General features: G+C 72.3%; 25 protein-coding genes. 9 read left to right on the top strand and 16 right to left on the bottom strand.

Features of this window, described 5'->3' with window-relative positions; translation table 11 throughout:
* Positions 1-18 precede the first annotated feature (18 nt).
* Complete coding sequence (locus tag B5D66_RS01080) at positions 19-405, bottom strand: DUF3140 domain-containing protein (RefSeq protein WP_235000611.1); 387 nt, start codon at positions 403-405, stop codon at positions 19-21.
* A 166-nt stretch (positions 406-571) separates the two neighbouring features.
* Between B5D66_RS01080 and B5D66_RS01075 the strand changes: the two genes are divergently transcribed.
* Positions 572-1,069, top strand: coding sequence for a hypothetical protein (locus B5D66_RS01075; protein WP_078759659.1), 498 nt, complete (start codon positions 572-574; stop codon positions 1,067-1,069).
* On the opposite strand, the gene B5D66_RS01070 is transcribed toward B5D66_RS01075, so the two are convergent.
* Complete coding sequence (locus tag B5D66_RS01070; RefSeq protein WP_078759658.1) at positions 1,066-2,073, bottom strand: SDR family oxidoreductase; 1,008 nt, start codon at positions 2,071-2,073, stop codon at positions 1,066-1,068. The two genes, B5D66_RS01075 and B5D66_RS01070, sit on opposite strands and share 4 nt — an antisense overlap.
* A 183-nt stretch (positions 2,074-2,256) precedes the next feature.
* Here B5D66_RS01070 and B5D66_RS01065 point away from each other — a divergent pair, with 183 nt between their 5' ends.
* Positions 2,257-2,664, top strand: a complete 408-nt coding sequence (locus B5D66_RS01065; protein WP_078759657.1) for a four-helix bundle copper-binding protein — start codon at positions 2,257-2,259, stop codon at positions 2,662-2,664.
* 55 nt (positions 2,665-2,719) lie between these two features.
* Positions 2,720-3,136, top strand: a complete 417-nt coding sequence (locus B5D66_RS01060) for a ChaB family protein (protein ID WP_078759656.1) — start codon at positions 2,720-2,722, stop codon at positions 3,134-3,136.
* A 54-nt stretch (positions 3,137-3,190) separates the two neighbouring features.
* Here B5D66_RS01060 and B5D66_RS01055 read toward each other — a convergent pair whose 3' ends face one another.
* The 3 genes from B5D66_RS01055 to B5D66_RS01045 form a co-directional block, all read right to left on the bottom strand.
* Positions 3,191-4,285, bottom strand: coding sequence for a glycosyltransferase family 9 protein (locus tag B5D66_RS01055; protein WP_078759655.1), 1,095 nt, complete (start codon positions 4,283-4,285; stop codon positions 3,191-3,193).
* Between the two features lie 107 nt (positions 4,286-4,392).
* A complete protein-coding gene (locus B5D66_RS01050; protein WP_078759654.1) occupies positions 4,393-4,599 on the bottom strand; it encodes a DUF2795 domain-containing protein in 207 nt (68 codons plus the stop codon).
* Between the two features lie 50 nt (positions 4,600-4,649).
* Positions 4,650-5,045, bottom strand: coding sequence for a CBS domain-containing protein (locus tag B5D66_RS01045; protein ID WP_327307582.1), 396 nt, complete (start codon positions 5,043-5,045; stop codon positions 4,650-4,652).
* Positions 5,046-5,265: 220 nt separating this feature from the next.
* On the opposite strand from B5D66_RS01045, the gene B5D66_RS01040 reads away from it, so the two are divergent.
* Together B5D66_RS01040 and ctaD are read left to right on the top strand one after the other, a co-directional pair.
* The gene (locus B5D66_RS01040) at positions 5,266-5,628 is read left to right on the top strand and encodes a DUF3040 domain-containing protein (protein WP_078759652.1); all 363 of its coding nucleotides are present in this window, start codon (positions 5,266-5,268) and stop codon (positions 5,626-5,628) included.
* A 17-nt stretch (positions 5,629-5,645) separates the two neighbouring features.
* The gene (gene ctaD / locus B5D66_RS01035; RefSeq protein WP_394330025.1) at positions 5,646-7,298 is read left to right on the top strand and encodes an aa3-type cytochrome oxidase subunit I; all 1,653 of its coding nucleotides are present in this window, start codon (positions 5,646-5,648) and stop codon (positions 7,296-7,298) included.
* Positions 7,299-7,337: 39 nt separating this feature from the next.
* Here ctaD and B5D66_RS01030 read toward each other — a convergent pair whose 3' ends face one another.
* Positions 7,338-8,273 carry a polysaccharide pyruvyl transferase family protein gene (locus B5D66_RS01030; RefSeq protein ID WP_078759650.1) on the bottom strand — a complete coding sequence of 312 codons (936 nt, stop codon included), beginning with the start codon at positions 8,271-8,273 and terminating at the stop codon, positions 7,338-7,340.
* A 143-nt stretch (positions 8,274-8,416) separates the two neighbouring features.
* Between B5D66_RS01030 and B5D66_RS01025 the strand changes: the two genes are divergently transcribed.
* The 3 genes from B5D66_RS01025 to B5D66_RS01015 all read left to right on the top strand — a co-directional run bounded on the left by B5D66_RS01025 (position 8,417) and on the right by B5D66_RS01015 (position 12,034).
* Complete coding sequence (locus B5D66_RS01025) at positions 8,417-9,259, top strand: TIGR03084 family metal-binding protein (protein ID WP_078759649.1); 843 nt, start codon at positions 8,417-8,419, stop codon at positions 9,257-9,259.
* Positions 9,249-10,400, top strand: a complete 1,152-nt coding sequence (locus B5D66_RS01020) for an acyl-CoA dehydrogenase family protein (protein ID WP_078760008.1) — start codon at positions 9,249-9,251, stop codon at positions 10,398-10,400. The genes B5D66_RS01025 and B5D66_RS01020 overlap by 11 nt, the downstream gene beginning before the upstream one ends.
* Positions 10,401-10,546: 146 nt before the next feature.
* A complete protein-coding gene (locus B5D66_RS01015; RefSeq protein WP_200813469.1) occupies positions 10,547-12,034 on the top strand; it encodes an MFS transporter in 1,488 nt (495 codons plus the stop codon).
* A 122-nt stretch (positions 12,035-12,156) separates the two neighbouring features.
* On the opposite strand, the gene B5D66_RS01010 is transcribed toward B5D66_RS01015, so the two are convergent.
* From B5D66_RS01010 to B5D66_RS00965, 10 genes are all read right to left on the bottom strand, one after another.
* Entirely contained in the window at positions 12,157-12,561 is a 405-nt protein-coding gene (locus B5D66_RS01010; protein WP_144290644.1) for a RidA family protein, read from the bottom strand.
* Between the two features lie 110 nt (positions 12,562-12,671).
* Positions 12,672-14,399 carry a dihydroxyacetone kinase family protein gene (locus B5D66_RS01005; RefSeq protein WP_078759648.1) on the bottom strand — a complete coding sequence of 576 codons (1,728 nt, stop codon included), beginning with the start codon at positions 14,397-14,399 and terminating at the stop codon, positions 12,672-12,674.
* Positions 14,400-14,468: 69 nt separating this feature from the next.
* On the bottom strand, positions 14,469-15,338 hold the full coding sequence (locus tag B5D66_RS01000) for a dihydrodipicolinate synthase family protein (RefSeq protein WP_078759647.1): 870 nt from the start codon (positions 15,336-15,338) through the stop codon (positions 14,469-14,471).
* Positions 15,339-15,385: 47 nt separating this feature from the next.
* A complete protein-coding gene (locus B5D66_RS00995) occupies positions 15,386-16,894 on the bottom strand; it encodes a tripartite tricarboxylate transporter permease (RefSeq protein ID WP_078759646.1) in 1,509 nt (502 codons plus the stop codon).
* On the bottom strand, positions 16,891-17,391 hold the full coding sequence (locus B5D66_RS00990) for a tripartite tricarboxylate transporter TctB family protein (RefSeq protein WP_078759645.1): 501 nt from the start codon (positions 17,389-17,391) through the stop codon (positions 16,891-16,893). The genes B5D66_RS00995 and B5D66_RS00990 overlap by 4 nt, the downstream gene beginning before the upstream one ends.
* A 5-nt stretch (positions 17,392-17,396) precedes the next feature.
* Positions 17,397-18,374: a tripartite tricarboxylate transporter substrate binding protein gene (locus B5D66_RS00985; RefSeq protein ID WP_078759644.1), complete on the bottom strand. Its 978-nt coding sequence runs from the start codon at positions 18,372-18,374 to the stop codon at positions 17,397-17,399.
* A 101-nt stretch (positions 18,375-18,475) separates the two neighbouring features.
* Entirely contained in the window at positions 18,476-19,141 is a 666-nt protein-coding gene (locus B5D66_RS00980; RefSeq protein ID WP_078759643.1) for a GntR family transcriptional regulator, read from the bottom strand.
* 318 nt (positions 19,142-19,459) lie between these two features.
* A complete protein-coding gene (locus B5D66_RS00975; protein ID WP_235000598.1) occupies positions 19,460-20,293 on the bottom strand; it encodes a metal-dependent hydrolase in 834 nt (277 codons plus the stop codon).
* Between the two features lie 646 nt (positions 20,294-20,939).
* Positions 20,940-21,446: a hypothetical protein gene (locus tag B5D66_RS00970; protein WP_078759642.1), complete on the bottom strand. Its 507-nt coding sequence runs from the start codon at positions 21,444-21,446 to the stop codon at positions 20,940-20,942.
* Positions 21,447-21,489: 43 nt separating this feature from the next.
* Complete coding sequence (locus B5D66_RS00965) at positions 21,490-22,056, bottom strand: hypothetical protein (RefSeq protein ID WP_078759641.1); 567 nt, start codon at positions 22,054-22,056, stop codon at positions 21,490-21,492.
* Between the two features lie 230 nt (positions 22,057-22,286).
* On the opposite strand from B5D66_RS00965, the gene recD2 reads away from it, so the two are divergent.
* Positions 22,287-24,515 carry an SF1B family DNA helicase RecD2 gene (gene recD2 / locus B5D66_RS00960; protein WP_078759640.1) on the top strand — a complete coding sequence of 743 codons (2,229 nt, stop codon included), beginning with the start codon at positions 22,287-22,289 and terminating at the stop codon, positions 24,513-24,515.
* Positions 24,516-24,575: the final 60 nt, after the last annotated feature.

Below are 24,575 nucleotides of genomic sequence, written 5' to 3'. Positions count from 1 at the left end.
TGTGTCCGGTGGGGTGGCTCAGATGTCCTCCCGCCCCTCCCCGCCTATCTCCTCCTCGGTCTCCGACGCCCCTGGCCGTAGGGGGTCGTGGCCGAGGCGCATCAGGGCGTGGCGCCACCCCTCGTCCTGTGGTCGGGGCCGCTCCAGCAGGTCGCGGGCTTCGTTGACGACCTCGCGCATCGTCGCCAGATCCTCGGCGGTCAGGTCCACCTTGCGCTTGGACAGCACGTGGACCACCCCGCGGCCCAGTTGGAACATGTCCAGGTCGGGGTCGGGGACGAAGGCCTGCTCACCGGAGGCGTCGGTCAGCAACCAGGCGCGCAGTTCCTCTCCGGTCATGTTGACGATTCGGTGGAACTCCTGCCACAGCCGCTCCGACGCCGGATCCAGATGCTCCTGGTTCACACCGACCTCCTCGTTCGACGTTCGAGTCCGCGGACCCCTACCTGGAATCCAGCACCTCCAAACCGTCGGCCACGCGAGTCCGGGGCGCCCGGGTTTGGTCCGTGATGCCGGTGGTAGCGGTCGTCCGGGGCGCGGGAGGCCCGCGCCCGGGAGAGAAGGAGGACGCATGCGACCCGTCAGGTCGGTTCTTGAGGGCGCGGTGGCCGGGGCCGTCGCCACGGGCGCGATGAGCTCGGTCATGTACGGTGCCCGCCGTTTCGGCCTCATGGGGCGGCAACCTCCCACGCTCATCGTGCGCAGGTTCCTGCCCGGGGGTGGCACGCACCGCCCCCGCCCCGGGGAGGGCGGCCTGGCCGTGGCCGCGCACCTGGGATTCGGGGCGGCGACCGGCGGCCTCTTCGGGCTGCTGACCGGCCGTCGCCGGCCCACGGTCCTCACCGGCGTCGGCTACGCCATGGCGGTGTGGGGGGCCAGTTACGAGGGCTGGGTGCCGGCCATGGGCATCCAGCCACCCGCGCATCGCGACGCCCCCCACCGGGTGGGGACGATGGCGGCCGCCCACGTCGTCTTCGGGGCGACCCTGGCCACCGCGCTGCGCCGGATGCGAAGCGACGAGGGGAAGCGCTCCGCGCCGGGCGAGGCCCGGACGGAGCGGGGCTCCTAGCGGCGTAGCAGCCGGGCCAGGCCGGCCCCGGCGACCGCTGCCACGCCCGCTGCCGCCGCGCCCAGCGCGCCGCGATGCCGCGACGCCCAGGCCTGGGGGCTGCGGGATCGCGCGCGATCGTCGAACGAGCCGTGTGCGCCGTGATCTCCGCCCCCCGGCCCGTCCACCGGTTCCCACAGGTTCGCCGGCTGGTCCGGATCGCGGGGCTCGCCGGTCTGCTGCGAGGAGTAGCCGGTTCGGGCCAGGTAACGGTCCAGCAGCCCCGGAGCCAGCCTGTTGCCCAGGATCGTGCCGACGGTCGAGTAGCCCACCCAGTACTCGCGGCGGCCCGGGTGGTCGGCGGCGTGGACGACGGCGCGCGCGGCGACCTCCGGTTGGTAGATCGGCGGCACCGGCTGGGCGCGCTCGGGCAGCCGGGACAGCACCCAGTCGAACTGGGGCGTGTTCACCGCGGGCATGTGCACCATGGTCGTCTGCACGCCGGAACGGTCGTGCAGCAGTTCGCACCGCAGCGACTCGTGGAAGCCCTGGATGGCGTGCTTGGCGGCGCAGTAGGCCCCTTGGAGGGGGATGCCGCGCTTGGCGAGGGAGGACCCCACCTGCACGATCGTGCCTCGGTCGCGTGGCAGCATCCGGTCCAGCGCGGCCTTGGTCCCGTAGACGTAGCCGAGGTAGGTCACCTCGGTGACCCGCCGGAACTCCTCCGGCCGGATCTGCGCGATCGGCGCGAACACCGACGTGAAGGCGTTGTTGACCCACACGTCGATGGGGCCGAGATCCTCCTCCACCCGGGCGGCGGCCCGGTCCACGGCCTCGTGGTCGGACACGTCGACCTGGAGCGGCAACGCCGCCCCGCCGGCCGCGCGCACGTCGGCCGCGGCCCCCTCCAACCCCTTCTCGCCCCTGGACAGCAACGCGACGTGGTCACCACGCGAGGCGAAGGCGCGGGCGACCGCCCGTCCGATACCGCCTCCGGCTCCGGTCACCACAACCACCCGTGGCATGCGCAATGTCCTCCTCGCTCGTCGGTCACCACGGCCCCGCCGTTTGGCCGGGCCGCATGGTCGACTACCCGGTCCGGGCGTTCCCACGCCCGGACCGGGGCCGCGACGGGCGGCGTTTACCGCGATGGTTTCGCGGTAGCCCGAGTGGTACGAGGTTCCGCGCCGCGAGTCGAAGGGGGAGCCATGGCCTCTCGGACCCAACGGTTCCTGCGCGCCCACCCCCGTGACGCCGCCGGCGACATCGACGCGCTGGCCGAGTGCGTGGAACGGTTGGCGGAGTGCGCGCGCGCCTGTACCGCCTGCGCGGACGCCTGCCTGGGCGAGATCGACGTCCGTGACGTGGTCACCGCCATCCGGCGCGCGCTGGATTGCGCCGATGTCTGCGCCATGGCCGAACGTGTGCTGACCCGCCGCACCGAGGCCGATCCGGAGGTGGATCGATCGGTGCTGGAGGCGTGCCTGTTGTCGTGCAAGGTCTGCGCGCTCGAGTGCGCGCGCCACGCCGACTCCCAGGAGCACTGCCGCCTGTGCGCCGAGGCGTGTCAGGCCGGTGCGGAGGCGTGCCGCAGGCTGCTCGCGACGTTGCCGTGAACCCCTGCCGGGCCTTCGGGTCCGGCCCGACCGAGCGGAGAGGAAGGTGACCTGGATGCCGGCCCGTGAGGAGCTTCCCGCGACGCTGCGGCGCTCGCCGCAGAAGGCACAGGAGACCTGGTCCAAGGCCCACGACTCCGCCGTGGACAGCTACGGCGAGGGCGAACGTGCCCATCGCGTCGCCTACGCGGCGCTCAAGCACGAGTTCGAGAAGGTCGGCGACCACTGGGAGCCCAAGGGGCGCAAGGGGCCCTCGGACGCCCAGGCGGCCAATCCCCGCGCACCCAAGGGGCGGGGGAGCGACCGCGAGACCGCGGGAGGCGTCGACGCCAACGCGAGCAAGAAGCACCTGTATGAGCGGGCTCGGCAGCTCGACGTCGAGGGCCGCTCCAAGATGAGCAAGCAGGAGCTGGTGGGCGCCCTTCGCAAGGCCAACGACAGGGCCACCCGCCAGGCCCGGGACAAGGGCTGAGCGGTCACGCGCCGCCGGGGGCGGACCTCCTCGCGTGGGGTCCGCCCCGCTCTCTCAGCGACCTCCCCGGAGGACCCGCGCGTTTTCGTCGTGTACGGCGTCACGTCGGCGCGGGACCCGCGGGACGGCGGGAGAGGCGAGCCGGTCCAGCAGTTCCTCCGCCGCGGTGAGCACATCGCCCGTGGTGATGCGCAGCAGACCCGGGTCCGGTCGGGCCCCCCACGGGTCGCCGCTGCGTCCAGCCCATAGGCAGACGTGGATCAACCCGTCGACGCGCGGACCCCACAGGGCCGGCGATACCGGTCCGAACAGCAGGACCGAGGGGGTGGCATACCCCGTCGCCAGGTGGGCGACGCCGGTGTCGCCGCAGATCAGCAGGGACGCCTCGGCGATCAGGGCGGCGAGGTCGAACAACTCGGTGCGACCGGCGTACACGGAGGACGGGTCCAGGCCGGCCACGCGGGCGATCCGCAGCGCGATCGGCCGCTCCTCGGCCGAACCGGTGATGACGACGTCGTGTCCGGCCGCGGTGAGCCTGCGCACCACCTCGGCGAAGCGCAACTCCGGCCACCTGCGGGCCGGAAAGGCCGCTCCGGGGTGGACGACGATCACCCCCGGACGGCGGCTTCCCACCGGAGGGGGCGGTAGCCGCAGGTCATCGGGGTCGGCGTCGACCCCATAGGAGCGCAGCAGTCGGCACCACACGTCGACATCGTGGAGGCCGGGCCGCCACTGCACCCCGTCCTGCCCCGGCAGGTCGGGGTGGGCGTGGGTCCACAGTCCGTGTGGCCGCAGCGCGCGCAGCGCGGCGGTGCTCTGCGGGCCGCGGCCGTGCAGGTTCACCGCGAGGGTCGGGGGGAACGCGCGTGGCCACGGCGGGGTCATCAGGCGCGGGGTCGGGACGATTCCGGCCCGTATCCCCGCCAGTTCCAGCAGGCGGGTGTGCCCCGCCGGGGCGGCCAGGTGCAGCCGGTGCCCCGGATGCGCCTTGGCCAGCGCGCGCATGGCGGGTACGGAGGTGAGGAAATCCCCCAGGCCGAGCGCGCGCAGGACCAGGATCGTCGGTTCCTCGGAACGGGAGGTCGGCTCCGCGGCGGGAGCCGGGCGGGGCGCGCGGGGCGTGCCATCGGGAAAGCGGGGTCCTCGCATGGGGGCCAGCTATCCCCGGCCCCCGGTTTCAAACCGGGCGCGCCCGGGCACGGCGGCGGGCGTGGAACGGAGGGTTCCACGCCCGCCGCCTTCGCCCGTATCGCGCCTCAGCCCTTGCCGCGCGCCGCCTCGGCGACCGCCTTGCTGACCTCGTCGGGACCCCCGTAGCGCTGATCGGGGATCCTGCCGAGGACGTCCAGGACGTGCTGGTCGGCCTTGTGCCGCTTCGCGTGCTCCTGGAGGTCCTTCTTGGCCGCCGGATAGTCGATGCCGGACAGCGCCTTTTGGACGGTGATGAACTCTGCCTGTGCCATGATCCGATCCCCCTCGTCCGCTTCTGGCGCGCGGACGCTCGTCCAACCGGTCAGGTGTTGGGGCGCTTGGCGCTGATGTCGGCCAGCGCGGAGCCGGGGTCCACCTCGATCGCGAGGTCGCCGATCGACACCATCCCGGTGACGCGGTCGTTCTCGACAACGGGGATGCGGCGCACCCCGCGCTCGCGCATGAGGCGGGCCGCCTCCTGCAGGTCGTCGTCCGGGCTGATCACGGTCAGTTCGGAACTGCACACGCTGTCCACGTGCTCGTTGTCGACGTCCCTGCCCTCGGCGACCGCGCGCACGACGATGTCGCGGTCGGTGACCACGCCGAGCAGGCGATCGTCCTCGGCCACGACGACGTCACCGATGTTCTCGTCGCGCATGAGCGCGGCGGCGTCATGGATCGACATCTGAGGCGGAACGGTGTGAACGTTGCGTGCCATCACTTCACGGACCTTGCCGGCCATGATCTCTCCCCTGGGTCGCCGTTGCCGCGGGCCGGATGACCCGGGCCATGCCGGACGACTACCACCGGCCCCCGCGTCGAAACGCCTTCGCCGGGGACACGCCGCGGGAAAAGCCGTCACTTCGGGTTACCGAAAGGAGACCATGGGTAGCGGCGTGCCCTTGTCACCACATCGATGAACAGCGAAAGGCCGGGCCATGGCCCTGTCGCGATCCGACCACCAGCGCCTCCGCGAGATCGAGAGACGGATCTCGGCGGAGGACCCCGAGTTCGTCCGCCGCTTCGTCGGCGAGGCCGTCGGCACGCCCGCCTACGAGCCCGTTCCCAAGGGGGCCGTCGCGTTGATCTGCGCGATGGTCGCCTTCGCCGCGCTGGTCCTCATCCTCTTCACCGCCTATGCCGGGCGGGAGCCGGCGCCGCCGGGACCGGGCCCGCAGGCTCCGGGCGAGCCGGCCTCCCGCTTCGAGCAGGCCCACCCGACCGCCCCGGCGGAGCGCGTCCCCGACGAGACGGGCGCGGCGGCGCACCACCCTGCCGACCTCACCGAGGAGAGTTCGTGACCCGTACCGACAACCCCATACCGGAGACCTCTCCCGCGGCTCCGGTCACCCGCGGGAAAGGCGCCCTGATCGTCTCGTGGATCACCTCGACCGATCACAAGATCATCGGCTACATGTACATCGCCACGGCGTTCGGCTTCTTCGTCGCCGGTGGCATCATGGCGCTGCTGATCCGCGCCGAACTGCTCTACCCGGGCCTGCAGGTGGTCACCAACCAGGTCTACAACGAGCTGTTCACGATGCACGGCACGATCATGATGTTCCTGTTCGCGACGCCGCTGTTCACCGGGTTCGCCAACGTGATCATGCCGTTGCAGATCGGGGCGCCCGACGTGGCCTTCCCCCGGCTCAACATGTTCAGCTACTGGCTGTTCCTGTTCGGCGGGCTCATCACCGTGTTCGGTTTCCTCACGCCCGGCGGCGCGGCGGCCTTCGGCTGGTTCGCCTACACGCCCCTGTCGGACGAGGTGCGCTCACCGGGCGTCGGCGGTGACCTGTGGATCATGGGGCTGTTGGTGTCGGGGCTGGGCACGATCCTGGGCTCGGTCAACTTCATGGCGACCATCGCGTGCATGCGCGCCCCGGGGATGACGATGTTCCGCCTGCCCATCTTCACGTGGAACACCCTGTTCACCGGCATCCTGGTCCTCGTGGCGTTCCCGGTGCTCACCGCGGCGCTGGCGGGACTGGCCGCCGACCGCATCGTCGGCGCCCATGTCTACGGCGCCGAGCACGGCGGCGCCATCCTGTGGCAGCACCTGTTCTGGTTCTTCGGCCACCCCGAGGTCTACATTCTGGCGCTGCCGTTCTTCGGGATCATCACCGAGGTCATCCCGGTGTTCAGCCGCAAGCCCCTGTTCGGCTACAAGGGCATGGTCGGCGCGACGATGGCCATCACCGGTCTGTCCGTCACGGTGTGGGCGCACCACATGTTCGCCACCGGCGCGGTGCTGCTGCCGTTCTTCTCCTTCCTGTCCTTCCTCATCGCGGTTCCGACCGGTGTGAAGTTCTTCAACTGGGTGGGCACGATGTGGCGGGGCCAGCTCACCTTCGAGTCGCCGATGCTGTTCTCCATCGGTTTCCTGGTCACCTTCCTCCTCGGGGGGCTGACCGGTGTGCTGCTGGCCTCCCCGCCGATCGACTTCCACGTCACCGACTCCTACTTCGTGGTGGCCCACTTCCACTACGTCGTGTTCGGCACCGTGGTCTTCGCGATGTTCGCCGGCTTCTACTTCTGGTGGCCCAAGTTCACCGGCAAGATGCTCAACGAGAAGCTGGCGAAGTGGCACTTTTGGGTGCTGTTCCTCGGCTTCCACGGCACCTTCGGCGTCCAGCACTGGCTGGGCGCGGAGGGGATGCCCCGCCGCTACGCCGACTACCTGCCCTCTGACGGCTTCACCACCCTCAATCTGATCTCCAGCGTCAGCGCCTTCGTCCTGGGCGCCTCCACGCTGTTCTTCTTCGCCAACGTCTGGATCACCGCGCGCAGGGCCGTCCCGGTCGAGGCCGACGATCCGTGGGGGTATGGCAACTCGCTGGAGTGGGCCACCTCGTGCCCGCCCCCACGCCACAACTTCACCTCGCTCCCGCGCATCAGGACCGAGCGTCCAGCGTTCGACCTGCACCATCCCTACGTGGCCGCCTCCGAGGCGACGAGCGGGCACAAGTAGTTCCTCGACACGGACGATCCCGGCCGGCCCCGAAACGGTTCACCGCGTTTCGGGGCCGGAGCGCGTTGCGGCGGGTGCCGGATCCGCGTTCCCGTCCAACAGGTCGAGCAGTCCCGCGGCCAACGGCGCCTGCTCGGGCGGGGCCGGTGCGAGGGCCTGGGCGGCGGTCCGGGCGTCGGGGGACAGGCACCACTCCCACGTCCGTTCGAGCAGGTCCACCGGGAGCGTCCCCGTGTCCGTCACGACCACCGGCCATCCCCACGCGCGGGCCTGGGCGGCCACCTTCGCTCCGCCGAGCACCGGGTCGACGGCCAGGGCGGGGACGCCGTTGCGCAACGCCAGCACCAGCCCGTGCAACCGGGTGGTCACCACCACGTCCACGCGCCGCACCAGCGCGTCGAACTGGGCGGGGGTGGCGCAGTGCCGCCACTCCTCCCAGGCCAGCCGGGTGTCCAGCGGCAACCGCGCGCAGTCCCGGCGCGCCAACCACCCGGTCAGCCGCCCATGGATCGCCTCGTGCGCCCCCCGCCTCCCGTACTCGGGCTGACGAGGGGCGACGACGACACCGACCACGGGGCCGCCGTCCTCGACGGGCGCGGAGTGGGCGAGGTCGGCGCGGGGGGCGCGGCCGGGGGCGTCGCGCGCGATCAGGTGGTGGAAGCCTCGAACGGCCGGGTCGTGCGGATCGATCACGGACACTCCCACGGCGACGCGGCGGCAGCGGGCGTAGCGCTCGTGCAGCCGGCGAACCTGGTCCCCGTGCGCGGGCCCGCACACGAACAACAGGTGGCTGTAGTGGTGGGGGTCGGCGTCCTCCAGGGTGGTCGCGCCGGGGCGGAAGGCCGGGCTCCAGGCGATGTCGTGGGCGATCCCGGCCCCGGTCAGGGCCGCCGCGACGGTCCGGGCGCTGCCCACGTCCCCGGCCGTCGCCTCTCCGTCCAAAAAACTGAACCATCCCGTCACCAGTACGCGCATGGCCGCCTCCCTACCCGGAGGAGAGGGAGGGAAGCGGGAGGCGCGGACCGGCCGACAAAAACAATCGCGCGTGCTTGTTTTTGTCCGGGAGCGGTGCGAGGCTGGGCCCGACGCGGCCCACCGCCGCCCCGGGAGGTGTACCGATGATCGACCCCGCCGGCCTGGCCCAGGACCTGCACGCCGAGGGCGCGGCCCTGGACCGGCTCGTCGCGCCACTGGAACCACGCCGATGGGCGACGCCCACCCCCGCCCCCGGCTGGACGATCGCCCACCAGATCGCCCATCTCGCCTGGACCGACCGCCTCGCCCTGCTCGCGGCCACCCGGCCGGCGGACTTCGCGGCCGAGTTCGCCAAGGCCCTCGAATTCGACCGCTACGTCGACGACGGGGCCGAGGCCGGGGCCGAGGAGGAGCCGGCAGCGCTGCTCGACCGCTGGCGGAGGGGACGCCACGCGCTGCTCGACGTCTTGACCGGGATACCCCAGGGGACCAAGCTGCCCTGGTTCGGGCCGCCCATGAGCGCACCGTCGATGATGACCGGGCGCCTGATGGAGACCTGGGCCCACGGGCTGGACGTCGCCGACGCGTTGGGGATCGCCACGGAACCGACGGAACGGCTGCGCCACGTCGCCCACATCGGAGTGCGCGCCCGCGACCACGCCTTCGCCACCAACGGGCTGCCGGCGCCCCCCGCCCCCTTCCGCGTCGAACTGGACGCTCCGCCGTCCCCGGAAGGGACGGCGCGCACCTGGAGCTGGGGGCCCGAGGACGCCGACCAATGGGTCAGGGGGCCGGCGCTGGACTTCTGCCTCCTCGTCACCCGACGCCGCCACCGCGACGACCTCGCCCTGCGCGCCCACGGTCGGGAGGCCGACCGCTGGCTGGACATCGCCCAGGCGTTCGCCGGACCCCCCGGACCCGGGCGCGCCCCGACAGGAACGCCACCCACGGCCTCGCCCGGTCCGGGGGGCCGTGATGACGGCTGACCCCCTCGCCACCCCCGAACGCGACCTCCTGCGCCAGTCGGTCCGCCGCTTCATGGAGACCGAGGTACTGCCCCACCTCGACGCCTGGGAGCGGGACGGCGAACTGCCTCGCCGGCTGCACCGGGCCGCCGGATCGGCGGGTTTGCTGGGGGCCGCCTTCCCGGTCGAGGTCGGCGGAGGCGGCGGGAACCTCATGGACTCCCTCACCGTCGTCGAGGAGATGCACTACGCGGGGGGATCCGGTGGACTGGTCGCCTCCCTGCTCACGTGCGGGATCGCCGTCCCCCATCTCGCCGCCGCGGGCGATCCGGGACAGATCGACAGGTGGGTCCGGCCCACCCTCGCCGGAGAACTGATCGGGGCGCTGGCCATCACCGAGCCCGACGGCGGCTCCGACGTCGCCGGCCTGCGCACGAGCGCGGTCCGTGACGGCGACGTCTACGTCGTCAACGGGGCCAAGACCTTCATCACCTCCGGCTGCCGGGCCGACTTCGTCACCACCGCGGTGCGCACCGGAGGCGCGGGGGCGCACGGTGTCTCACTCCTCGTCGTCGAACGAGGCACACCGGGGTTCACGGTCTCCCGCCGGCTGGAGAAGATGGGCTGGCACTGTTCCGACACCGCGGAGCTGGCGTTCACCGACTGCCGGGTTCCGGTGGCCAACCTGGTCGGCGCCGAGAACTCCGGGTTCGCCCAGATCGCCCGGCACTTCCTCGCCGAGCGGCTGACACTGGCCGTCCAGGCCTACGCCACGGCGCAACGGGCCCTCGACCTCACCGTCGCCTGGTGCCGGACGCGCACCACGTTCGGCCGTCCACTCATCTCCCGGCAACAGGTCCAGCACACGCTGACCGAGATGGCCCGCCGCATCGACGTCGCGCGCTGCTACGTCCGCGACGTCGTGCGACGCCACCTCGCGGGCGAGGACGTCGTCACGGCCACCTGCTTCGCCAAGAACACCGCCGTCGAGGCCGGGGCGTGGGTGGTGGACCGGGCGGTACAGCTCCACGGCGGTCTCGGCTACATGCGCGAGGCGGAGATCGAACGGCACTACAGGGACGTGCGGATCCTCGGTATCGGCGGTGGAACGGACGAGATCATGACCGGCCTGGCCGCTCGCCGGCTCGGCTACACCGGTTGAGCCGGCGCCATCCCGAGAGCATCGGGGTGGCGCCGCGCCCGGGACGGACCGGTGACCTAGCGTGATCACTCGGGGTGGTCCGCCACTGCGACGCCCCGACCCGAGAACCCGCCCCTCGCGGGTGTGGACGATCCGCTGGAGCAGGCGTGGGCACGATCACCTGGGGAAGCGCGCGGGCGCGCTGGGTACTGCTGGCGACCGTCGTGGGATCGGGCATGGGATTCCTGGACGGAAGCGTCGTGGGGGTGGCGCTGCCGGCCATCGGGCGCGACCTGGACGCCTCCATGGCGGGCCTGCAATGGGTGCTCAACGGATACACCCTCACCCTCGCCGCGCTGATCCTGATCAGCGGCTCGCTGGGCGACCGTGTCGGGCGGCGCAGGGTCTTCCTCATCGGCACGGTGGGGTTCGCGCTGGCCTCGGTCCTGTGCGCGCTCGCACCCACCATCGAGACGCTGATCGCCGCGCGGGTCGCGCAGGGTGTCGGCGCCGCCCTGCTGACCCCGAACAGCCTGGCCCTGTTGGAGGCGGAGTTCACCGAGGACGACTCGGGCCGGGCCATCGGCGCCTGGTCGGGCCTGACCGGGGTCGCCAACGCCGCGGGCCCGTTCCTCGGCGGCTGGCTGGTGGACATCGGCGACTGGCGTCTGATCTTCCTCATCAACGTCCCGCTGGCGGCCCTGGTGGTGGCGGTCGGGTTGCGCCATCTCCCCGAATCGCGCCCCGAGGAGGGCGGGGGACGGAGGCTCGACTGGACCGGGGCCACGCTCACCGTCGTGTCCCTGGGGGCGCTGACCTACGCCCTCACCGTGGCGGGGGAGGTGGGCGTCTCCTCGTGGCGCTTCCTCGTCCCCGCGGGAACCGGCGTCCTCGTCGTCCTGCTGTTCGCCCGATCGCTGCGGCGCAGCCGTCATCCCCTGATCCCGCCCCGCTTGTTCGCCGACCGCGTCTTCGTCGCGGCCAACCTGGTGACGCTGGGGGTGTACGCGGCGCTGGGCGTGACGTTCTTCCTGCTGGTGATCCAGCTCCAACAGGTCCTGGGCTACAGCGCCGTGCAGGCCGGTGTCGCCACCCTGCCGATCACGCTGCTCATGCTGCTGCTGTCGGCGCGTTCGGGCGACCTGGCCCGCCGGATCGGCCCACGCGCGCAGATGACGGCCGGGCCACTGGTCATGGCGCTCGGCCTGCTCCTGATGGGACGTATCGGGCCGGGATCCGGCTACGTGACGGAGGTGCTGCCCGCGGTCGTGTTGTTGGGGCTGGGCCTGGCCGCCACGGTGGCACCCTTGACGGCGACCGCGCTCGGCGCGGCCGGTCCCGCCGACGCGGGCGTCGCCTCGGGGGTCAACAACGCGGTGTCGCGGGCGGCGCAGCTCGCCTCGGTGGCCGCGGTGCCGGCGCTGGTGGGGGTGGCGGGCGACGCCTATCTCGATCCGGCCCGGTTCGACGCGGGGTTCTCCAGCGCGATGCTGGTGGCCGCGGCGCTGGCCGCGTCGGCGGGGCTGGTCGCCCTCCTGCTGATCCGGCGTCCGCGGGGCGAGGCGGAGGAGGGCCCCTCTCCCTACGCCTGTGGCCTGGACGCGGCCCCGTTGCGTCGCGCGCCGTGCCAAGACCCTGGGCGGGACGCCGGCTGACCGACGGGCCGCCCGGGCCTCCGCCGGGCCGCGGCGACCGGGACCGCGCCCCCGGCGGCCACGTGGAAGACCTCGGGTGGCGGTGTCGAGCGGCGCCTGCCCCTCCCGCCACAACGGGACGGTCAACCGAGGACCGCGATGGCCTCGACCTCGACCAGCTGGTCGTCGTAACCGAGGGCGGCGACGCCCAGCAGCGTGCTCGGCGCGTCGTGTTCGCCGAAATGCCTCTTGACCACGTTCCAGGCCGCGACGAGGTCCTCCTGCCGTGAGGAGGCGACATAGACCGTCGACTTGACCACGTCGCCGAGCGAGGCCCCGGCCTCGTGCAGCACCACGGCCAGATTGTGCATCACCTGTTCGGCCTGGCCCGCGACATCGCCGACGGCGACCGTGCGCCCCTCCTCGTCCAAGGGGCAGGCGCCCGCGGTGAAGATGCTCCTCGCGGGGGCGTCGGTCACGGCGGCGTAGGCGTAGTCGACCTGGTCGGTGAGTCCGGTGGGGCGGAGGAGAGCGATATGTCTGGGCACGCCCCGACCCTAGAGGACGGGGTGGCGGCGGTCATCCTGTTTTTTCCTCGCCCCTGAGGGCCTCCCCGCGGACGGGGAAGGGGAGACCCTCGTCGAGGCGAACGGAGTCGTCAGCCCAGGTGCGCGCGCAGGGTCTCCACGAACCGCAGCACCGCGACCGAGCCGGGGTCGCGTTCACCGGCGCTTCGATCGCCGACCCAGGCCGCGCGGCCGCGTGCCGAGGTCAACCCCGCGGTCTCCTCGACCGCGCGGGCCGCGGCGGAGACGACGGCATCGGCCACCTCCAGGGGAGACGCGCCCTCCGCCGCCTCCGTCAGCGTCTGACGGACCGGCTCCAGCACGTCCAGGAAGGTCTTGTCGCCCAACCGGGCGCCCCCACGCTCCTGGACCCGGCGGGCGAGCGTCGCCACGATCCGCGCCACCCCGGCCGGCGAGGCGTCGGCCGTCTCGTCGGCCTCGGCCGCGGCGGCGAGCAGGCCCGACCCGACCAACGCGGCGAAGGTCGAGGGGTTGGCCGAGGCGAAGGCGGTGCCGGCGGCGCGCAGGGCGTCACCGGGGTGGACGTCCTCGGGCAGGGCCAGCAGCGCCTCGCGCGCGGCGGCGGCACCCGAGGACACGGTGATGCCCAGGTCGCCGTCGCCGAGCCGGGCGTCGAGGGCGCGCAGCTCCTCGGCGTGGCCGGGAAGGTCGGCCAGCACGGCGGGAAGCACCGCGCGCAGGCGGCTGGGCCGCCCGGTGCGGCGCGGCCCGTCCTTCTGTCCGGAGGAGGAACGCGTAACGGGGGCCGTGCCCTGCCGCGGCGCGTCACGGTCCGGCCGAGAGGGCGCGGCGGCCCCCTGGGAGAAGAACGGCGAGGCGGCGGGGGCGTCCACCAGCCCGGCGAGCTCGTCGTCGAGCAGGAGGACCGACAGGGAGGCCCCCGCCATCTCCAGGCTGGTGGCGAACTCCCCGATGTAGGTGCGGTGGATGCGCACACCTCGCTCGGTGAGCACCTGGTGCGCCCGACGGTAGATCAGGTAGAGCTCCTCCAGGGGGGTCGCCCCCAGGCCGTTGACCAGGACCGCGACCCGGTCGCCCGTCGAGGGGCGGAGCTCGCCCAGGATCTCGGTGAGGAAACGGTCGGTGATCTCGTCGGCGGTCTCCAGCGGGCCCCGGTGACTGCCGGGTTCCCCGTGGATGCCGATGCCCACCTCCATCTCACCCTCGTCCAGGGTGAAGGTGGGCTCTCCCGCGGCCGGCAGGATCGTGGGGGACAGGCCGACGCCCATGGTCCTGGTCCGGTCGACGGTGCGCTGCGCGATCTCCCGCACCCCCTCCAGGGGGTCACCACGGCGTGCCGCGGCCCCGGCCGTCTTGTAGGCGAAGAACAGTCCGGCCACGCCGCGCCGGGTGTCCTCCTTGCCCGGCGGAGCCGACAAGACGTCGTCGGTGCCCAGCACGGTCGCCGTCCGGATGCCGTCGGCGGCCACGATGTCGGCGGCCAGGTCGAAGTTGTAGATGTCGCCGCCGTAGTTGCCGTACAGGTACAGCACGCCGGCGCCGCCGTCGCAGGCCCGGGTGGCCGCCGCGATCTGCTCGGCCGAGGGCGAGGAGAACACGTTGCCCACGGCGACCCCGTGGGCGAGGCCCTCGCCCACGTAGCCGAGGAACAGGGGGAGGTGGCCCGATCCGCCGCCGGTGACGATGCCCACCTCGCCCGGTACGGGGGCGTCGGCGCGCACCAGGGCGCGCCGGTCCTCGGAGGCGGCACGCAACCGGTCGGGGTGGGCCAGCAACAGGGACTCGGTCAGCTCGTCCACGAAGTCGGCCGGCCGGTTGATGATCTTCTTCAGCGCCACGTCGGTCGCTCGCTTTCTGGTCGCTGTCGGGGGAGCGCCGCCGGGGGGCGTGCCCCCGGCGGCCGTCGGTCAGCCCAGGGCTTCGGCGGTCTCGCGAAGGACACGCAGGTCCTCGGCGGTGACCGGCGCGCAGGAGACCCGGGCCGGGCCGGCCGGCAGTCCCCGGACCTCCAGGCCGGCCTTGAGGTGGGCGATGCTTCCGGCCTTCACCGCCGACACCGCCCGCTCCACACCGGCCTGCGCCGCCCGCGCGGCCTCGGCGTCACCACTGCGCAACGCGTCGCGCAGCGCGGTGAACGGCTCGGGGAAGACCGAGGAGACCCCGGAGACGATGCCCGCTCCCCCCGAACGCACCAGCTCGCCGAAGGAGACGTCGTTTCCGGAGATGACGACGAAGTCGCGCGGTGCCGCGGCCAGGTACGCCGCCACCGCCGCGTCGTCCTCGCCGCTGATCTTGGCGCCGCGCACACCGACCTCCGCGAGACGGCCCAGTGTCTCCGGGGGCATCGGGGTGGTGGTGCGCGCCTGGAACAGGTAGGCGAAGACCTCGGCGTCACCGGCGGCCGCGACCAGACGCTCGTAGTAGCGCAGCACCGCCTCCTCCGGTGCGGGCAGGAAGAACGGGGTGATCGCGGCCAGGCGCGCGGCCCCCGCCTCGACGGCGCGTCGGGCCAGCCGTTCGGCCTGGAGGGAGGCTGCCGCGCCCACGTGGGCGTAGGTGCCCTCGGGGCCGAAGACCTCCAGGGCCGCGGCGATGACGTCGAGACGCTCGTCGTCGTCGAGCGCGGTGAACTCGCCGGTGGTACCGGCGGCGAAGACCGCGTCGGCCCCTCGGTCACGGATCGCCCGGAGGAGTGTTTCCAGGCCGTCACGGTCCAGTCGCTCGTCGGGAGTGAAAGGCGTCGGGACGGCGGTGATGACCTGCGCGTGGAGGGACATGACCTTCTTTCTCGGTAGGGGAGTGGGGCGAGCGGGCGACGGCCGGGTCACCGGCCCTCGCCCGCGGAGGCGGTGGCGCGGGAGGCCCGACGCCGCTTCAGGCCGGCGCGTACCGGCGGGACGACGAGAGCCAGGATGCTGACCGCGAGGATGGTCATCGCGATGGGGCTGGAGACGATGTTGCCGACACCGCCGATCTCCAGGGCGCGCCGCAGGTTCCCCTCGGCCAGCTCGCCCAGCAGCAGGCCGAGGACGACAGGACCGGCGGGAACGCCGAACCGGCGCAGGAACAGGCCGACCAGGCCGAACACGAGCATCACCACGACGTCGAACACGTTGTTGCCGACGGCGTAGGTGCCCACCATGCAGAACACCAGGATGACCGCCCACAGGAAGTGCGGTGGCAGCTCCAGGAGCTTGGCCACGCCGCGCATCCGCAGCAGGCTGATCCCCAACGTGAGCACCGTCGCCACGAGCATGATGCCGGCGATGCTGTAGACCAGGGCCGGCTGTTCGGCGAACAGGGAGGGACCGGGCTGGATCCCCCAGACCACCATGGAGCCGATCATGACGGCCATCACCGAGTCACCCGGGATGCCGAGCGCCAGCGTGGTGGTCACCGAGCCGCCGAGGGTGGCGTTGGAGGAGGTGTCGGCGGCGGTGATCCCCTCCAGGGAGCCCGAGCCGAACTCCTCGGGACGCTTCGACACCCGCCGCGCCTGGTCCCAGCCCAGGATGCCGGCGATGTCGCCGCCGGTGGCCGGGACGATCCCCACGGCCCCGCCGACGCCGCTTCCCACGGCCAGGGGACGCAGCATCCTCCGCCAGTCGCCGCGGGTGGGGAACCAGCGACCGAACTGGGTGACCGGCTTCACGGCCGAAGCCCGGTGGGTGAGGATCTGGTCGAGGACCTCGGCGATGCCGAACAGGCCGATGATGGCGGCGATGAACGGGATGCCCTCCGACAGTTCCGGGACGCCGAAGGTGAACCGGGCGGCACCGGTGATCGGGTCGCGTCCGATGGCGCCCAGCAGCAGGCCGAGGACGCCGGCCATCAGGCCCTTGACGATGCGACCTCCCGACACCCCGATCATCATGGTCAGACCGAACACGACCAGGGCGAACATCTCCGCCGGTCCGAACCGCAGGGCCAGCTGCGACAACGGGATCGCCGCCACCATCAGCAAGACGATGCCGACCAGGGTTCCCCACGCCGAGGCGAACGCCGACGCGGTCATCGCCAGCCCCGCCTTCCCCTGCCTGGCCATCGCGTAGCCGTCGAAGGTCGTGGCGATCGAGGCGGGCGTCCCCGGGGTGTTGATCAGGATCGCGGGGATGCGGTCACCGAAGTTGGCGGAGACGTAGATGGTCAGCAGGACGGCCAGGCCCGGGATCGGGTCGAGCGCGAGGGTGAAGCCACTGGCCAGGGCGACGGCCATGGTGGCGGTGACACCGGGAAAGGCGCCGACGAGCATGCCCAGCAGGGCGCCCCCGGCGATGCACAGCGCGACGGTTGGGTCCAGCAGCGCGCCGAACCCCTCGACCAACGGACTCATAGCGGGACTCTCAGAAGGACGCCGAACAGCAGGTACAACACCATCGTGGTGACCACGGGGAACAGGAGGAGGGCCTTCCAGCCGCGGCCTCCCGCGATGTAGGTGAGCGCGACGAACAGCACCGTCGTGGAGACCCGGAAGTCGACGAAGTACCAGAGCACGCCGTAGCCGACGATCGCCGACAGGATCGCGACCAGGCGTATCGCCCCGGCGCGGGTGGCGGGCTCGGGCGCCTCGTCGGTACCGCCCGTGACCCAGGACAGGACGGCGTGGACCACGCCCAACCCGATCAGCAGGAACGCCAGCGCGTCAGGCCACCAGCGCGGGCTGAAACGGACCGAGGCGGCCCCGTCGGGGATCTGGGTGCTCAGGGCCAGGGTGGTGACGCCGAGGGCGACGCCCGCCAGGGCCGGGACCAGTTCGCGCCACCGGGACGACGTCCGCGCCGCCTCCTGCGCGGACGTCACCTCGGAAGTGGGGGCAGGGGAGGTGGACATGGGGCTCAGGACCCGTCCGTGAGCAGCTTGTCGAAGCGGGCCGTCTCCGACTCCACGAACGCGGCGTACTCGTCCGCGGGCACGTTGACGGGGAGGTTGCCGGAGTCGGTGATGACCGTGGTGAACTCCTCCGACGCCGCGGCGGTGGCGAAGGCGTCGCGCAGCGTGGTCGCGACCTCCTCGGGCAGTCCGGTGGGCGCCCCGATGCCGCCCCAGCCGCCGATGACGACGTCGACGCCCTCTTCGCCGGCCGTCGGCACGTCGGCCAGCGACTCCGAGCGCTCCTCGGCGAGGACCGCGAGCACGCGCAGCCGCCCGTCCTGGTGGGCGGGCGCCGTCTCGGAGATGCCGGCGACGACCGCGTCGACCTGGCCGCCGACGGCCGCCGTGACGGCGGGGGCGCCTCCGTCGAAGGGAACCGGCTGGAACTCGGCTCCTCCGGTCTGGCCCAGCTCGCGGGTGGCCGCCTCCCAGATGGAACCGGCACCGGAGTTGGCCACGGTGACCTCTCCGGGCTTCTTCTCCGCGGCCTCGAGCAGGTCCTCAAGGGTCTTGTAGGGACTGTCGGAGGGGACGGCGATCGTCGCCGGCACCGACACCATCTGACCGATCAGGTCGTAGTCCGCCGGATCGACGTCGTAGCCCTGGAAGCCGAGCATGACGGTCTCCACCGGCAGGTAGCCGATGGTGTAACCGTCGGCGGGCTGACCGGCCAGGTGCTGCAGGCCGACGGACCCGGCACCGCCGGTGCGGTTCTCGACGACGATCGTCTGTCCCAGCGTCTCCTCCATCTCGGAGGCGAGGGTGCGGGCGGCGAGGTCGGAGGCGCCACCGGCCTGGTAGGGGACGACGAGGGTGATGTCCCCGTTGGGGTAGTCGGCGGGGTCCTCGGCCGCTCCGCCACGGTTGGCACAGCCGGCGGCTGCGGCCAGGGCGACGAGCGCCAGCGCGCCTCCCGCGATCCGGGTGCTGGTGGTGCGCATGTGCTTCCTTTCGGGGTGGGTGGAGCATGGCGGGGCGCAGGACGGGTGCGCCCCGCCTTGGGGATGGGAGGTGGGAGGGGCGGTGTGTCACCGCCCCTGGACTACTCCTGTTCCTGGGAGTAGGGCGCGCGCAGCCGGAGCCGCGCGTTGTCCAGGTGGGAGTGCAGTTCGGCGAACACCTCGTCGGGGTCGGCGGCGCCGATCAGGCCGGCGAGGACTTCGTGGGCCGCCACGGAGGGGCCGAGGTCCTCGTAGCGCTCGTTGGAGGCCAGCAGCAGCATCTCGATCGTGGGGCGGTACTGCGCCCAGACGTCGCCCAGCCGGCGGTGTTCGGCGACGCTGTAGAAGACCGAGTGGAACTGCAGGTCGGCGGCGGTGTAGGCGTCGGTGTCGTGGTCCTCGGCGGCGCGCCGCATGGAGCGCAGCGTCGTGTCGAGCTCGGCGGCGAGTGCCGGGCGGTTCCTGCGCATCGCGATCTCCAGGGCGAGGCGCTCCATCGACTCGCGCAGCGAGAACAGCTCGTCGATGTCCTGCACGCTCAGGCCGACCACGGTGGCGCTGCGCCGGTTGGTGTCCAGCAGTCCCTCGGCGGTGAGCATCTTGATCGCGTCGCGGATGGGGCCACGGCTGAGGTTGAACTGCTCGGCGAGGTGGCCCTCGACCAGTGTGGTGCCGGGGGCGTAGCGCCCGGTGATGATCATGCGCCGGAGCTCGTGCGCGACCTGCTCGCCCAGGGCCCGCTGCTTGATGGGCAGGATCTCCGACATTGCACCCTTTCGGTTAACTGTTAACGGTTAACAGATTGAACCACGGTGTGATCCATGTCAATGCCAGGGGGGTGGGGGGAGGCGGGAGGGAGAGCGGGAACGCCTGCGGGACAGGAGGAGCGTGAAGATGAAAAAAGTTCAGGTCAGGGCGCCGGAGGCGTCCCCGAAGGCGTCCGGCCGGGGAACAGGGCGTGCCGGGAGTGCCGTGGGCGACACGGAGGGAAAAGACCTCCCACGGCTTCACATTAAGTGACACGAACGGCGAAGGCGCTGGTGGGGCACCTGATCAGGTGCCCCACCAGCGCCTCGGGGATCGGATCAGAGGACGGCCAGGCCCAGCAACGGCGTGCCCGCCAGGCAGACGACCCGGATGACGACCTCCTGCCAGGAGCCCGTCGAGAACCGCAGGGAACGCGGCGCGCCGACCATCCGCCAGCGCTGCCCTTTGACCGCCACGGGCCAGGCCAGTGGGACGGCGCTGCGGGTGAGCGCGTCGCCGAGCACGTGCACGATCATCCCCAGGGCCAGCGCGGCCCCCACCGGCGCGCCGGCGAGGTGGCTTCCCGCGTTGAAGAGCAGGGCCGTCAGCAGCGCGGCACCGATCGACACCGACGCCCACTCCACCAGCCGGTAACGGGTCGCCGGCCGCAACATCCCCCCACCCCGGCGTCTCGGCCCGAAGAGTCCCAACCACGAGGTCACCGCGGTGCGCGCCGGCCCCGCGGGCAGACAACGCCCCAGGCCGCGCAGCGCCAGTGACAGCGTGAACCACACGACGACGGCGGCGACCTGCCACCACAGCGCGGCGGTCACGCCCACGATCAGGCCCAGTGCGAGCGCGCACGCGGGGGTGTGGAACAGGTAGCGGTGGGTGCCGTCGGAGGAGCGGTCCCATCGGGTGCGCGTCGCCAGATAGACCTGTGCCGACAGCGCCCGGACCCCGGTGGACAGCCACCGGGTGAACGGCCCCTGGGAGCGCGTCGCGGTCGAATCGGGATGGTCCAGATCGGGCACGAGCGCCGCCCCCGCGCCGACCAGGGCACCGCCGACGAGTGTCCACCCGTCGGGTGAGGCGCCGCCCAGCGCGGTGACCGCGGCGCTGGCCGCCAACCCGGCGAACGCGCCGGTCGCGGCATGGCTGGCCCCCATCATGCGACGCCCCTCTCGACGGCAGGTCCGCCGGCGCGCGAGAGAGGCGACCGGTAGGGGAGAACGGGGGCGGGGACGAGCGGCGCGGTTCGGGGGCGGGCTGGCACGGTGGGCGTCTCCTCCTGGGGGTCGGGGAGACCAGTCTCGCGCGAACGGGGCCCGGGGCGCGAGCGGTCCCGGCCCATGGGCCGGAGGCGGCCCCGGGGGAGGCGCATGCCCGGTCGGGGCGCGGTGGGGGAACGCGTCCGTCCGGCCCGCCACCCCGGATCGGTCCGCCGTCTCGACCACCGATCCGGTCTCCCCGCGGTGCGCGGAGGCCGGTGTCCCGGCCCGTTCCGGCACGGGAAGGACCCGGCGCCCACGCGCAAGGGCGAACGGCCCACCTGGTCGCCGCGGAGCCTTCCAGCAGGCATGTCGGTCTCGAGGGGCCGTGCCGGAGGAGGGGAACGGCCGGCCACGCGGGATGTGACGGCTCACCACCACCGCGTCCCCAAAGGCGCGGCCGGCCGGCACGCCCTGCCCGGTGTGGGCGGAACACGGGCCCGCCGGGTCCGGCTCCTTCCACCGGGATCGCCAGGGCCGGCTCAGTCCCCTCGCGCGTCCGGGTGGTCCCGGGAGCGCCGGGACCACCCGGACCGGGCCGGGGCGCTCACCTCCCCGTCAACAGCTGGTCGAGGAAGGTCCGGTAGCGCCGCAGGGCCACCCGCAGCTCCTCGGTCTCGGGCTCCCCGCCGCTGGACCACTGCTCCTCCAAGCGACGCTTGTGCTCGGAGAACTTGGCGGTCAGGCTGTCCATGATCTCCCCGACCAGCCGGTCGGCGTCGTGTACCGCGTCGCGCGGGGAGTCGACGAAGTCGCCCTGCACGTCCCGCCACTGCGAGCGGAAGCGGTCGACCTCCTCCGGGGTGAACAGGCGAGCGCCGGCATCCTCGCCCCCTTCGGGGCGCGCGCCCGCCATCTCCTGCTCCTGCTCCGGATCCTGGGAGCTGCCACTGGGCTCCTGCACGCCCGCCTCGGAGAAGTCCTCCCGGGGCTGGGGTACTCCCGTGGCCACCGGCTCCTCGTTGGTCGGCGCGCCCTGGACGTCCTCGGGGCGTTCGGCCGCGCCCATGGGACCCGGTCCATGTGTCAGATCGCCGTCCCGCTTCATCTTCATCGGGACCACCTTCTCCTTCGATGTGAGGGGCGTCTTGGACGCGTCAGCCGGCCCCTCGGTTCTCGCCGCTCCCCTCGTCGAGCAGGTCGGCGAACAGGGAGCGGTAGCGGACCATCGCCTCGCGCAGCTCCTCGGTCGGCGCGTCACCCCGATCGACGCGCGCACGCACCTCCCTGGCGGCGCGGTAGTCCTGCATGGCCGCGGAGTGTTCCACCGACAGGTCCGCGAGCCTCTGCTCCTCGCCCTCGGTGGGATAGCCGCGTTCGACCATCAGACGGGACACCAGGTCGTCGGCCTCGCGGACCGCCTCGATGGGCGAGTCGACGAACCGTTCCTGTATCGCCGCCCAGCCCCTGGAGTACTCTTCCCGGGCCCGGGGAGTGAGCGGGCGCAGGTCCAGGCGTGAATGGCGTTTCTCACGTCGGGCGAGCTCGCGTTCGGCGTCGCGCCGGCCACCGTGCTCCTCGACCGCTCGGTCGTACTCGGGGCCGAACCTCTCCCTCAGGTGGCTGCGACGCCGCCGTGGGAGGAGCACGGCCACGACGAGGATCACGATGAGCGCGACGATCACCACGGCCACGATCAGGGCGACCAACAGGCCCGTATCCATCCTCGGCCTCCTCCGTCCCGGGGACCACGTCCTTCGTCGTCCCGACAGGCGGGGGTTACACGTCAGGCGTTCCCGGTCCTGAACAGGTAAAACTGCCTTCCCATGTGCGTCATGGTGAAAATCGGGCCAATGCTCCGGAAGGGATCGGGCGGCTCCAAGGGGAGGGGGCTGCCCGCCGTCCCGCCTCGCGGCGTCGCCACGGTGTGGTAGACCGCTACCGGGAGGTAGACGTGACGGGACGCGAACCGTTTCGGTTGTCGGTGCTGGAGGCGGTGCTGGAACGCATCACCTTCGCCAACGAGGAGACCGGCTACACCGTCGCCCGTGTCGATCCCGGGCGCGGCGGCGACCTGGTCACCGTGGTCGGATCGCTGCTGGGCGCCCACCCCGGCGAGTCCCTGCGCCTGGAGGGCCGGTGGGGATCGCACCCCCAGTACGGGAGACAGTTCCAGGTCGAGAACTACACCACGGTCCTGCCCGCCACGGTCCAGGGCGTCCGGCGTTACCTCGGTTCGGGGCTGATCAAGGGGATCGGTCCACGGCTGGCCGAGCGGATCGTCGAACACTTCGGCGTGGCGGCGCTCGACGTCATCGAGAACGAGCCACAGCGTCTCATCGAGGTCCCCAAACTCGGTCCCAAACGGACCGAACTGATCGCGCGCGCCTGGGACGAGCAGAAGGCGATCAAGGAGGTCATGGTCTTCCTCCAGGGGATCGGCGTCTCCACGTCGCTGGCCGTGCGCATCTACAAGAAGTACGGCGACGCCTCGATCGACGTGGTCCGCAACCACCCCTACCGGCTCGCCGCCGACGTGTGGGGGATCGGGTTCAAGACCGCCGACACCATCGCCCGCGCGGTCGGCATCCCCCACGACAGCCCCGAGCGCGTCAAGGCCGGCATCCAGTTCACCCTCTCCGAGTCCACCGGAGACGGTCACTGTTACCTGCCGGAGGAGCGACTCATCGCCGAGGCGGTCAAGATCCTCCAGGTCGACTCCTCCCTGGTGATCGACTGCCTCACCGAACTCGTCGCAGAGGAGGGCGTGGTCCGGGAGAAGGTCCCCGACGCGGAGGGGAACCAGGTCACGGGGGTCTTCCTGGTGCCCTTCCAGCGGGCCGAGACCTCGCTGGCCAACCAGCTCCGCACGCTCCTCGACCATCCGGCCGACCGGCTGTCGGCCTTCGCCGACGTCGACTGGGACGCGGCCCTGGGCTGGCTCAGGCGGCGTACCGGGACCGAGCTGGCCGAGGAGCAGGAACAGGCCGTCCGCCTCGCCCTCACCCGCAAGGTCGCGGTCCTCACCGGAGGACCGGGGTGTGGAAAGTCCTTCACCGTCGCCTCGGTCATCGCCCTCGCGGCGGCGAAGAAGGCGAAGATCATCCTGGCCGCGCCCACCGGACGCGCGGCCAAGCGGCTCACCGAGCTCACCGGCCACGAAGCCTCCACCGTGCACCGGTTGCTGGAGCTCAAGCCCGGTGGCGACGCCTCCTACGACCGGGATCGGCCGCTCGACTGCGACCTGCTCGTGGTGGACGAGGCGTCGATGCTCGATCTGCTGTTGGCCAACAAGCTGGCCAAGGCGGTCCCACCGGGCGCGCACCTGCTGTTGGTGGGCGACGTCGACCAGCTCCCTTCGGTAGGGGCCGGCCAGGTGCTGCGCGACCTTCTCGGCGAGGGCTCCCCGGTGCCCGCGGTGCGGCTCACCCACGTCTTCCGGCAGGCCCAGCAGTCGGGGGTGGTCACCAACGCCCACCGCGTCAACACCGGTCAGCCCATCCGCCTGGAGGGCATGACGGACTTCTTCCTCTTCGCCTGTGACGACACCGACGCCACCGCGGAGCTGACCGTCGACGTGGTCGCCAACCGCATTCCACGCCGCTTCGGCCTCGATCCGCGTCGCGACGTACAGGTGCTGACCCCGATGCACCGGGGCCCGGCCGGCGCGGGGAACCTCAACAGCCTCCTCCAGGGGGCGCTCACCCCGCCTCGGGAGGGAGTGGCCGAGCGCAGGTTCGGCGGGCGGGTCTTCCGTGTCGGCGACAAGGTCACCCAGATCCGCAACAACTACGACAAGGGCGCCAACGGCGTGTTCAACGGGACCCTTGGCGTCATCACCGCGATCGACCTCGAACAACAGGAGCTCACCGTGGTGACCGACGAGGACGAGAAGATCGGTTACGAGTTCGCCGAGCTCGACGAGCTCGCCCACGCCTATGCCGTGACCGTGCACCGCTCTCAGGGCAGTGAGTACCCGGCCGTGGTGATCCCGGTGACCACCAGCGCCTGGATGATGCTCCAGCGCAACCTCCTCTACACCGCCATCACCCGGGCCAAGAAGCTCGTGGTCCTCGTCGGGGCGCGTCGGGCGATCGCCCAGGCGATCCGCAACGCGACGGCCGGGCGCCGCCACACCGCCCTGGCGTACCGGTTGGCCGCTTCGGCGCGCGACGCGGCGTGATGCCGGAGACGCCTCTCGCCGGGCCGTTTCGGGAGGAGCGAGGGGATCGGCCATCGGGTG

The organism is Marinactinospora thermotolerans DSM 45154 (genome assembly GCF_900167435.1).
In the GTDB taxonomy this organism is placed as follows: Bacteria; Actinomycetota; Actinomycetes; order Streptosporangiales; family Streptosporangiaceae; genus Marinactinospora; species Marinactinospora thermotolerans.
The sequence above is the reverse complement of the archived record's forward strand: the minus strand, read 5'-3'. Positions and strand labels throughout refer to the sequence as shown.

Excerpts from the sequence above, each read along its gene's own strand:
- B5D66_RS01065 (WP_078759657.1), top strand. The coding sequence starts at position 2,257 with ATGGCCTCTCGGACCCAACGGTTCCTGCGCGCCCACCCCCGTGACGCC.
- B5D66_RS00990 (WP_078759645.1), bottom strand. The coding sequence starts at position 17,391 with ATGTCCACCTCCCCTGCCCCCACTTCCGAGGTGACGTCCGCGCAGGAG.
- B5D66_RS00980 (WP_078759643.1), bottom strand. The coding sequence starts at position 19,141 with ATGTCGGAGATCCTGCCCATCAAGCAGCGGGCCCTGGGCGAGCAGGTC.
- B5D66_RS01030 (WP_078759650.1), bottom strand. The coding sequence starts at position 8,273 with ATGCGCGTACTGGTGACGGGATGGTTCAGTTTTTTGGACGGAGAGGCG.
- B5D66_RS01070 (WP_078759658.1), bottom strand. The coding sequence starts at position 2,073 with ATGCCACGGGTGGTTGTGGTGACCGGAGCCGGAGGCGGTATCGGACGG.
- B5D66_RS00985 (WP_078759644.1), bottom strand. The coding sequence starts at position 18,374 with ATGCGCACCACCAGCACCCGGATCGCGGGAGGCGCGCTGGCGCTCGTC.
- B5D66_RS00970 (WP_078759642.1), bottom strand. The coding sequence starts at position 21,446 with ATGAAGATGAAGCGGGACGGCGATCTGACACATGGACCGGGTCCCATG.
- B5D66_RS01025 (WP_078759649.1), top strand. The coding sequence starts at position 8,417 with ATGATCGACCCCGCCGGCCTGGCCCAGGACCTGCACGCCGAGGGCGCG.
- B5D66_RS01045 (WP_327307582.1), bottom strand. The coding sequence starts at position 5,045 with ATGGCACGCAACGTTCACACCGTTCCGCCTCAGATGTCGATCCATGAC.
- B5D66_RS00965 (WP_078759641.1), bottom strand. The coding sequence starts at position 22,056 with ATGGATACGGGCCTGTTGGTCGCCCTGATCGTGGCCGTGGTGATCGTC.
- B5D66_RS00975 (WP_235000598.1), bottom strand. The coding sequence starts at position 20,293 with ATGATGGGGGCCAGCCATGCCGCGACCGGCGCGTTCGCCGGGTTGGCG.
- B5D66_RS01050 (WP_078759654.1), bottom strand. The coding sequence starts at position 4,599 with ATGGCACAGGCAGAGTTCATCACCGTCCAAAAGGCGCTGTCCGGCATC.
- B5D66_RS01055 (WP_078759655.1), bottom strand. The coding sequence starts at position 4,285 with ATGCGAGGACCCCGCTTTCCCGATGGCACGCCCCGCGCGCCCCGCCCG.
- B5D66_RS01060 (WP_078759656.1), top strand. The coding sequence starts at position 2,720 with ATGCCGGCCCGTGAGGAGCTTCCCGCGACGCTGCGGCGCTCGCCGCAG.
- B5D66_RS01020 (WP_078760008.1), top strand. The coding sequence starts at position 9,249 with ATGACGGCTGACCCCCTCGCCACCCCCGAACGCGACCTCCTGCGCCAG.
- B5D66_RS01000 (WP_078759647.1), bottom strand. The coding sequence starts at position 15,338 with ATGTCCCTCCACGCGCAGGTCATCACCGCCGTCCCGACGCCTTTCACT.
- B5D66_RS00995 (WP_078759646.1), bottom strand. The coding sequence starts at position 16,894 with ATGAGTCCGTTGGTCGAGGGGTTCGGCGCGCTGCTGGACCCAACCGTC.
- B5D66_RS01075 (WP_078759659.1), top strand. The coding sequence starts at position 572 with ATGCGACCCGTCAGGTCGGTTCTTGAGGGCGCGGTGGCCGGGGCCGTC.
- B5D66_RS01040 (WP_078759652.1), top strand. The coding sequence starts at position 5,266 with ATGGCCCTGTCGCGATCCGACCACCAGCGCCTCCGCGAGATCGAGAGA.